Origin of the sequence: Streptomyces graminilatus, from assembly GCF_001418565.1 — a bacterium.
GTDB lineage: Bacteria > Actinomycetota > Actinomycetes > Streptomycetales > Streptomycetaceae > Streptomyces > Streptomyces graminilatus.
This window is the reverse complement of sequence record NZ_LIQQ01000365.1, coordinates 7,713-16,792: the sequence shown is the minus strand read 5'-3', so window position 1 is coordinate 16,792 and position 9,080 is coordinate 7,713. Positions and strand designations below refer to the sequence as shown.

9 protein-coding genes are annotated in these 9,080 nt (G+C 69.5%); all 9 read right to left on the bottom strand.

The features are described 5' to 3' along the window. Positions 1 to 180: 180 nt before the first annotated feature. Positions 181 to 1,506, bottom strand: coding sequence for a DivIVA domain-containing protein (locus AOK08_RS28795; protein WP_055531457.1), 1,326 nt, complete (start codon positions 1,504 to 1,506; stop codon positions 181 to 183). A gap of 46 nt (positions 1,507 to 1,552) precedes the next feature. Then, a complete protein-coding gene (locus AOK08_RS28790; protein ID WP_055531456.1) occupies positions 1,553 to 1,843 on the bottom strand; it encodes a YggT family protein in 291 nt (96 codons plus the stop codon). A 61-nt stretch (positions 1,844 to 1,904) separates the two neighbouring features. Continuing rightward, on the bottom strand, positions 1,905 to 2,564 hold the full coding sequence (locus tag AOK08_RS28785) for a cell division protein SepF (protein ID WP_055531455.1): 660 nt from the start codon (positions 2,562 to 2,564) through the stop codon (positions 1,905 to 1,907). Positions 2,565 to 2,693: 129 nt separating this feature from the next. Beyond that, positions 2,694 to 3,413, bottom strand: coding sequence for a YggS family pyridoxal phosphate-dependent enzyme (locus tag AOK08_RS28780; protein WP_055531453.1), 720 nt, complete (start codon positions 3,411 to 3,413; stop codon positions 2,694 to 2,696). Between the two features lie 6 nt (positions 3,414 to 3,419). Next, a complete protein-coding gene (gene pgeF / locus AOK08_RS28775; protein WP_055531451.1) occupies positions 3,420 to 4,157 on the bottom strand; it encodes a peptidoglycan editing factor PgeF in 738 nt (245 codons plus the stop codon). Then, entirely contained in the window at positions 4,154 to 5,341 is a 1,188-nt protein-coding gene (gene ftsZ, locus AOK08_RS28770; RefSeq protein ID WP_055531449.1) for a cell division protein FtsZ, read from the bottom strand. Before ftsZ ends, pgeF begins: the two co-directional genes overlap by 4 nt. Before the next feature lie 275 nt (positions 5,342 to 5,616). Beyond that, positions 5,617 to 6,435 carry a cell division protein FtsQ/DivIB gene (locus tag AOK08_RS28765; protein ID WP_055531447.1) on the bottom strand — a complete coding sequence of 273 codons (819 nt, stop codon included), beginning with the start codon at positions 6,433 to 6,435 and terminating at the stop codon, positions 5,617 to 5,619. Positions 6,436 to 6,493: 58 nt separating this feature from the next. Beyond that, positions 6,494 to 7,585, bottom strand: coding sequence for an undecaprenyldiphospho-muramoylpentapeptide beta-N-acetylglucosaminyltransferase (murG, locus tag AOK08_RS28760; RefSeq protein ID WP_055531445.1), 1,092 nt, complete (start codon positions 7,583 to 7,585; stop codon positions 6,494 to 6,496). A 6-nt stretch (positions 7,586 to 7,591) separates the two neighbouring features. Next, positions 7,592 to 8,962 (bottom strand): putative lipid II flippase FtsW, encoded by a 1,371-nt coding sequence (ftsW, locus tag AOK08_RS28755; protein WP_055531443.1) that lies wholly within the window; start codon positions 8,960 to 8,962, stop codon positions 7,592 to 7,594. Positions 8,963 to 9,080 lie beyond the last annotated feature (118 nt).

Genomic DNA, 9,080 nt, shown 5'->3' with positions numbered 1-9,080 from the left:
GAGGGGCGCGGGGCTGTGTCGATCTGCGGCTCCGCCGCGGGGCGCGACCAGCCCCCACCGGCCCGCAGCGGCCAGCCGCCTGTCCCCGGGGCCCCGCCCACGCAAAAGGGCGGGGCCCCGGATCAAAAATCCGGGGCCCCGCCCTGAACGCCGCCGACGCCTAAGGCGTACTAGAGGCCGTCAGTTGTCGTCCTCGTCAATCAGGAAGCCGCGCATCGGTGAAGGTGCCTGACCCATCGGAGACGGGCCCTGCGGCCGCACCGGAGCCATGGGCTGAGTCATGGCCGGCGACATCTGCTGCTGGCCGCCGTAGGACGGGCCGACCGAGCCGGGACCGCCCATACCCGAACCGCCCATGCCCGAGCCACCCATGCCCTGGTTGCCGCCGTACGACGGGGCACCGGCACCGGCCGGAGCCATCGAGGGCGCCGGGGACGGCGGCAGGGAGGCCGTGGCCGGAGTACGCGGCGGGGCCAGCGAGTCGTCGGCCTGGGTCTCCAGCTGACGCAGCTGCGACTCCAGGTAGGACTTCAGACGGGTGCGGTACTCGCGCTCGAAGCCACGCAGATCCTCGACCTTGCGCTCCAGCGTGGCGCGGGCGGACTCCAGGGAGCCCATCGCGACGCGGTGCTTCTCCTGCGCGTCCCGCTCAAGGGCGTCGGCCTTGGCACGGGCGTCGCGCTCCAGACCCTCGGCACGGCTGCGGGCCTCGCCGACGATCTTGTTGGCCTCGGAGCGGGCCTCGGCGATCGCCTGGTCGGCGGTCTGCTGGGCCAGCGAGAGAACGCGTGCGGCGCTGTCGCCGCCGGGACCCTGACCGGGGCCGCCCATCTGCGGGGGGCCACCCATGGGACCGCCCATGGGGCCACCCATGGTGCCGCCCATCTGCTGCATCTGGCCCTGCATCTGCTGACCGGGCATCTGCTGCATCTGGCCGGGCATGCCGCCCTGACCCATCTGACCCTGCATCGGACCCTGGCCCATGGGGCCCTGGCCCATCTGGCCCTGCATGGGGTTCTGGCCCATGGGGTTCTGACCCATCGGGCCGGGACCCTGCGGGCCGCCCTGGCCACCGGGGCCGGGCGGGAGCTGCGGAGCACCGCTGGGCAGTTGCGGCGGGCCGCCCATGGGGCCGCCCATCTGCTGCTGCGGCGGGCCCGATATGCCGGCGGGCACCGGGCCGCCGGGACCTCGCATGCCCTGCGGCATACCCTGCTGCTGCATGCCCTGCTGCTGAGGCATGCCTTGCTGGGGCATGCCCTGTTGCTGCATGCCCTGCTGCTGATCCTGTTCCGGAGGCTTGCGCATGCCCTGCTGCTGGTTCTGGGCAGCGGCGCGCGTGGCAGCGGCCAGCTTGGCGCGCAGATCCTCGTTCTCGCGGAGCAGGCGGGTCAGTTCGGCTTCGACCTCGTCGAGGAAGGCATCGACCTCGTCCTCGTCATAGCCTTCTCGGAGGCGGACGGTCGTGAACTGCTTGTTCCGCACATCCTCGGGGGTCAATGGCATCTCTTCACCTCAACGTAGTCGTCGGCATTCGGCAAGACCGTATCGTTCACACCAACACCGACCTGACGACGGTGATCAGGATGTACACGATGATCATCAGTACGAAGAAGGACAGGTCGAGCGCCACGCCCCCGAGACGCAACGGCGGGATGACCCGCCGCAGAAGCTTGAGCGGTGGATCAGTGACAGTGTAGGTGGCCTCCAGAATGACCACCATCGCCTTGCCGGGCTGCCATGAGCGGGCGAACTGGAAGACGTAGTCCATGACCAACCGGAAGATCAGCACGATGAGGAAGCACATCAGCGCGATGTAGAGAACCTGTCCAACCACGCTCATGATCCGCGCTTACCTCTCCCCTGTTTCCGTGCTGCTGGTACCGCTGTTCCGGTCGTGCGTCTCAGCTCTGGTTGAAGAACCCGCCCTCTGCGATGCGGGCCTTGTCCTCCGCCGTGACATCGACGTTAGCAGGCGACAACAGGAACACCTTCTGCGTCACCCGCTCGATGCTGCCGTGAAGACCAAACACCAAACCGGCCGCAAAGTCGACAAGTCGCTTCGCATCTGTGTCATCCATCTCAGTGAGATTCATGATCACCGGCGTGCCCTCACGGAAGTGTTCCCCGATGGTACGGGCCTCGTTGTACGTCCGGGGGTGAAGCGTGGTGATCCGGTAAGGCTCTCGTTCGGACACGACCTTGGGCATGATCACCGGTGCGTTCTTCTCCAGGCTTTGACGTTCTTGTGTGATGGACGCCACGGGCGCGATCCGCGCCGGACGCCCGGATTCCGCGCCCAGCGAAGCGGAATGGGGCAGCGGGTCACGCGGAACGGACGGCTGCACCACTCGTACCGATTCGTCCCTTTGGGGCTGAAGAGGCTGGTGGGACTGGTGTGAACCGTGCGGCTGGTGCGGGGGCTCGCGCCGCCGCAGTTCGCGCTCGGGTTCCGGGTCGAGCTCGGGCTCGAAGTCGTCATCGGGGTCGAATCCCCGGCCGTCGTACCCATCGTCCTCCACGAGGCCGAGGTAGACCGCCATCTTGCGCATCGCGCCGGCCATGCTCTGAGTCCTCCGCTCTGTGGTGGATCGACTGACGAGTGCCAAGTGCCCGCGATCCACGAGGTCGTTATTACCGCCTCTCGGCGATAATGACCATATTTTCTGCTGTGGTCCGACTTCCTGGCGACGTTACCCGAGCCCGGGACGGACTCCGAGTACCGCACTGCCGACGCGCACATGTGTCGCTCCGGCCGCCACGGCCATTTCGAGGTCCGCACTCATCCCTGCGGACACCATGTTCGCAGCCGGATGCGTGCGGCGCATAGCAGTCGACAAATCCATCAGCCGCTCGAATGCCGCAAGTTCACGTCCGGCGTACGGTCCGGTCAGCGGTGCGACGGTCATCAGTCCGTCGAGTCTGAGCCCCTCGGCCCCGGCGACCAGGTCGGCCAACTCCCCGATGCCACCCGGCCCCACACCCCCGCGCTCGCCGCGCGCGCTCTCCTCCGCGTCCAGCGCGACCTGGATCAGACAGCCCACCTCGCGCCCGGCCCGTACCGCCTCCCTCGACAGTCCGGAGACCAGCCGGTCACGGTCGACGGACTGCACGACCCCCGCGTAACCGACCACGGAACGCACCTTGTTGGTCTGCAACTGACCAACGAAGTGCCAGGTGAGAGCCAAATCCGCGCATGCCGCGGCCTTGGGCGCCGCGTCCTGGTCGCGGTTCTCGGCCACATGACGCACACCGAGCTCCCACAGAATCCGCACATCGCTCGCGGGGTAGGTCTTGGTGACGACGATCAGCGTCACTTCCTCACGCTTGCGGCCCGCCGCCGAGCAGGCCGCCGCGATACGTTCCTCGACCACCGCCAGATTCGCGGCGATTTGACCCTTCCGGTCCGTCATTTCCTATCAGTCCAGCCAGACATAGCCTGCGAGCCGTCCGGTGGTCCGGTCGCGGCGGTACGAGAAATGGTCGGCGGACTCCCGTGTGCACACCGGCGACCGCTGCCGGTCGCGCACCCCGAGCCGCTCCAACTGCGCGTGCACTCCCGCGACCACGTCGACCGCCGGGGTGCCCCAGCTCGTCTCGGCGTACGCGGCGGGTTCGACGGCGGCGACGTCGGCGCGCATCTCCTCCGGCACTTCGTAGCACCGGCCGCAGACCGCGGGGCCGGTGCGGGCGACGATCCGGGCGGGGTCGGCGCCGAGCGCCTCCATGGCGTCCACGGCGGCGGGGACGATCCCGGCGACCATGCCCGGTCGGCCCGCGTGGGCCGCGCCGACCACCCCGGCGACCGGGTCGGCCAGCAGGACCGGGACGCAGTCGGCGGTGAGGACGGCGAGGGCGAGACCGCGGGCGGCGGTCACCAGGCCGTCGACGGACGGGATGTCCGAGGTGGTCCACGGCCCGTCGACCTCGGCGACGTCCTTGCCGTGCACCTGGTTCATCCAGACCACCCGGTCCGGGTCGAGACCCAGGCACTTGGCGGCCAGTTCACGATTCGTGACGACGGCGTCCGGGTCGTCGCCGACCGCTCCGCCGAGGTTGAGCTCCGCGTACGGAACGGCGCTCACCCCGCCCCACCGGTCGGTGAAGGCGAAGTGCGCGCCGCTCGCGTCGCTCGTTGCGGAGCGTTGTCCTATCACTTCAGGAAGTCCGGCACGTCCAGTTCCTCGGCCGTGCTGTCCGAGTAGGACCGGGACGGCGGAACCGGCGGGGCGACCGGCAGCTCGTGCACCGGCTCCGGGGCGGGCGCCGGGGCCTCCTTCGGCGTGACGCTGCCGAGCGAGCCGAAGGACGGACGGCTCTCGGTCCGGGCCGGCGCGGGTTCGTCGCGCTTGGCGCCGGCCGAGCCGAGGATGTTGTCGCGCTTGGCCGGGGGCTGGCCCCCGTCGAAGCCGGCCGCGATGACCGTGACGCGGACCTCGTCACCGAGGGCGTCGTCGATGACGGCGCCGAAGATGATGTTGGCCTCGGGGTGCGCGGCCTCGCTGACCAGCTGGGCGGCCTCGTTGATCTCGAACAGGCCGAGGTCGGAGCCGCCGGAGATGGAGAGCAGGACGCCCCGGGCGCCGTCGATGGAGGCTTCGAGGAGCGGCGAGGAGATCGCCATCTCGGCCGCCGCCACCGCGCGGTCGTCGCCACGGGCCGAGCCGATGCCCATGAGGGCCGAACCCGCCTCGGACATCACGGACTTGACGTCGGCGAAGTCGAGGTTGATCAGACCGGGCGTGGTGATCAGGTCGGTGATGCCCTGGACACCGGAGAGCAGGACCTGGTCCGCCGACTTGAAGGCGTCGAGGACCGAGACCTGGCGGTCCGAGATGGACAGCAGCCGGTCGTTGGGGATGACGATGAGGGTGTCGACCTCTTCGCGGAGTTCCGCGATGCCGTCCTCGGCCTGGTTGGCGCGGCGCCGCCCTTCGAAGGTGAAGGGGCGGGTGACCACGCCGATGGTGAGGGCGCCGAGGTTGCGGGCGATGTTGGCGACGACGGGCGCGCCGCCGGTGCCGGTGCCGCCGCCCTCGCCGGCTGTCACGAAGACCATGTCGGCCCCCTTGAGGACCTCCTCGATCTCCTCGCGGTGGTCCTCTGCCGCCTTGCGGCCGACGGCCGGGTTGGCGCCGGCGCCGAGTCCGCGGGTGAGTTCGCGGCCGACGTCGAGCTTGACGTCGGCGTCGCTCATCAACAGCGCCTGAGCATCGGTGTTGATGGCGATGAACTCGACGCCCTTCAGACCGACCTCGATCATCCGGTTGATGGCATTGACACCACCGCCGCCGACACCGATGACTTTGATGACTGCGAGGTAGTTCTGCGGTGCTGCCACGTCGAAGGCCTCTCGCCTCGAGTTACGTGTCGCCGTTCGCGCTGCGGCGAACGGACAACTCATGCCGAAGTGGGACGGTCCGAACGCCGACCCGAACCCTAACGTTGAAGTTTAGGGTTACCAGTGTGTCTGTTCCTTGGACTCTTCCGAACAGGACACTAAGTCGACAAGTGGCGCACGTTCAACGAACACGCCGAACCTCCCGTTTTTCTTTTCACCCTATGTGATCAGCCATAGCGATGCCCAACCAGGGTGGTGGCCTGCCCGGACGGGCGTCAACTCCCTGATGACGCAGGGGCGGTGGGCACGCTCACGTCGAAGTGCCGCGCACCGGGAGCCGCTTTCATCAGAGCGGTGAGCGCACGGGCTTTCGCGCCGCCCCGCTCGCCGCTTCCCCACTCGACGGTCCGGCCGTCGCCCAACTCCAGCGAGACGGAGTCGTACGAGCCCACCTTGACGGTACGGACGGCCCGCGCGACGGCATTCGGCAGCTCGCCCGCCACCCGCACCGCCTCGCGCACCAGCCGGTCGCCGCCGAACCGGCGCAGACTGGCGGCCTGTGAACCGGTCCGGGACAGCGCCAATTCCAATACGGGTACACCTCTGAGGGCTTCCGAAACCGTCGCGAATCGCACGCCTTTCGCGTCCACTTCGACATACTTGCCCCCATTCCCGGTGCTTTCGACAATCAGGACCGGGGTGCGTTCGACCACTTTCAGCACGATTCCGTGCGGCCAGGACCGAGTGACCTCAACCGAGTCAATTCGGGGCAATTTCCTGAGCAGTCGGGACTCAATGGCGTCGGTGTCGACGGAAACGAGCGGTTCCCCGACCGGCACCTCGGCGGCTTCCCGCACCTGCGCCTGCGTCAGAACACCGGTCCCCGACACCGACACGCGCTCCACATGCGTCCACCGGGAGCCGTAGAGCAGCCAGAGAGCGCCTCCGGCGAGGAGGAGCAGGGCGAGGGCCAGGACAAGGGCCGCGTGCGGCCTGCGCGGCCCCAGGCGGCCCAGGAGGCCGGACCGGCGGGGCGGGCCGGAGGTGTCCTGCTGCCGTTCGCCGTGCTCGGCGGTCGTCGCTCCTCCGGCCACGCCTGCTCCTTCTGTCCTGGCTCGCTTCGCCCCAGGGGCTCGCTCGCCGGTGCGTTTCCTAGCGGTTCCGCGAGGCGATCGCCTCGTACACCATGCCGACGAGCAGGTCGTCGGCGTCCCGGCGGCCGAACTCGCTGGCGGCGCGGGACATCTCGTACAGCCGGTGCGGGTCGGCGAGCACGGGCAGGACGTGGCGCTGGACCCATTCCGGTGTCAGTTCCGCGTCGTCGACCAGGAGTCCGCCGCCGGCCTTGACCACCGGCTGGGCGTTCAGCCGCTGTTCGCCGTTGCCGATGGGCAGCGGGACGTAGGCGGCCGGGAGTCCGACGGCGGAGAGTTCGGCGACGGTCATCGCGCCCGCGCGGCAGAGCATCATGTCGGCCGCGGCGTACGCGAGGTCCATCCGGTCCACGTACGGTACCGGGATGTAGGGGGGCATCCCCGGCATCTGGTGCACCTGCGGCAGTTCGTTCTTCGGGCCGACCGCGTGCAGCACCTGGATACCGGCCTGCTGGAGGTACGGCGCGACCCGCTCGATCACCTCGTTCAGGTGCCGGGCGCCCTGGGAGCCGCCCGAGACCAGCAGCGTCGGCAGGCTCGGGTCGAGCCCGAACGCGGCCCGCGCCTCGGGGCGTACGGCGGCCCGGTCGAGGGTGGCGATGGAGCGGCGCAGCGGGATGCCGATGTAGCGGGCGTCGCGGAGCTTGCTGTCCGGGGTGGAGACGGCGACCTGGGCGGCGTACCGCGAGCCGATCTTGTTGGCGAGGCCGGGGCGGGCGTTGGCCTCGTGGACGACGATCGGCACACCCAGGCGCTTGGCGGCGAGGTAGCCGGGCAGGGCCACATAGCCGCCGAAGCCGACGACGCAGTCCGCCTTGGTGCGTTCCAGGATCTGCTCGGCGGCCTTGATCGTGCCGCGCAGCCGCCCGGGAACCGTGATCAGTTCGGGGGTGGGCTTGCGCGGCAGCGGGACCGCCGGGATCAGCGCCAGGTCATAGCCCCGCTCGGGGACCAGCCGGGTCTCCAGACCGCGTTCCGTGCCCAGGGCCGTGATCCCCACTGTGGGGTCAGCCCTGCGCAGGGCGTCCGCGAGGGCGAGCGCGGGCTCGATGTGACCGGCGGTCCCCCCACCGGCGAGTACGACATGCACCGAAATTCACCGCTCTCCGGACGAACGCGCCGCCGAGGCACGCCGTCTCATCGTGTTCCATCTCCGGGGGTTCCGATCGGACACCGGCCCCCCGGTACCCCGCTTTCTACCAAAGCGGGGTTGCCGCAAGGAAAGCGCCGCCCGCGCACCCGGTTCGTCGCGGGCGAAGGCGATCAGCAGTCCGACGGCGAACATGGTCGGCAGCAGGGCGGAGCCCCCGTAGGAGAACAGCGGGAGCGGGACACCGGCGATCGGCAGCAGGCCGAGCACCGCACCGATGTTGATCACTGCCTGAGCGGTGATCCAGGTGGTCACACCTCCCGCGGCGTACCTCACGAAGGGGTCCTCCGTGCGTCCGGCCACGCGGATACCCGCATAGCCTAGGGCCGCGAACAGGGCGAGTACCGACAGCGTCCCCGCGAGGCCCAGTTCCTCGCCGGTGACGGCAAAGATGAAGTCGGTGTGCGCTTCGGGGAGTTGCCCCCATTTTTCCACACTCGCGCCGAGGCCCGAGCCGAACAGGCCACCGGAGGCGAGCGCGTAGATGCCGTGCACGGCCTGCCAGCAGGAGTTGCCCCCGGTGCCGGGCTCGGTGGCGCCGATGCACTGGAAGCGGCCCATCCGGTTGGGGCTGGTCTTGATGAGGACGACGCCGATGAACGCGGCGATGGACAGCACGCCCACGAACAGCCGGGTGGGCGCCCCGGCCACCCACAGCAGCCCGAACAGGATGGCGGTGAGGATGATCGCCGTCCCCATGTCGCCGCCGAGCATGATCAGGCCGAGCAGCATGAACGTCACCGGGACGAGCGGTACCAGCATGTGCTTCCACTGCGTGAGCAGCCGCTTGTCCTCCTTGCGCGCGATCAGGTCGGCGCCCCACAGCACCAGGGCGAGCTTGCCGAACTCGCTCGGCTGGATCTGGAAGGAGCCGCCCAGTGAGATCCAGTTCTGGTTGCCGTTGATCGCCACTCCTATCCCGGGCACCTGCACGAGAACCATCAGGAAGACGGAGCCGGCGAGGATCGGGTAGGCGAGGGCCCGGTGCAGCTTGACGGGCATGCGCGAGGCCGCGAACAGCAGCACCCCGCCGATGGAGGCCGCGAGGAACTGCTTGCGGAAGAAGTAGGAACCGGGCAGCGAGTACTGGAGCGCCTTGATCTGCGAGGCCGAGTAGACCATCACCAGCCCGAGCACGGTGATCAGCAGCGACCCGCCGAGAATCAGGTAGTAGGCGGTGAGCGGCCGGTCCCAGGCCCGCTGCACGCGTCGGCGGAGCCGCCGTACGGGATTGTCGTTCGGCGGCCGGGGCGCGACGGGCCGCCGAACCCGCACCCGCCCCTGAACGGGCGGCTGCCCGGTACGACTACCAGCCATCACAGCCTCCCGCACGACTGCTGAAGGGCGCCGAAATGTGGCCTGATCTGCGGCTCCGCCGCGGGGCGCGACCTGACGCCTTCGAGAGCGGCGCGAAACGCCCTCGAAGGGGCGCGGG

Excerpts from the sequence above, each read along its gene's own strand:
- ftsW (WP_055531443.1), bottom strand. The coding sequence starts at position 8,962 with ATGGCTGGTAGTCGTACCGGGCAGCCGCCCGTTCAGGGGCGGGTGCGG.
- AOK08_RS28785 (WP_055531455.1), bottom strand. The coding sequence starts at position 2,564 with ATGGCCGGCGCGATGCGCAAGATGGCGGTCTACCTCGGCCTCGTGGAG.
- AOK08_RS28795 (WP_055531457.1), bottom strand. The coding sequence starts at position 1,506 with ATGCCATTGACCCCCGAGGATGTGCGGAACAAGCAGTTCACGACCGTC.
- AOK08_RS28790 (WP_055531456.1), bottom strand. The coding sequence starts at position 1,843 with ATGAGCGTGGTTGGACAGGTTCTCTACATCGCGCTGATGTGCTTCCTC.
- AOK08_RS28780 (WP_055531453.1), bottom strand. The coding sequence starts at position 3,413 with ATGACGGACCGGAAGGGTCAAATCGCCGCGAATCTGGCGGTGGTCGAG.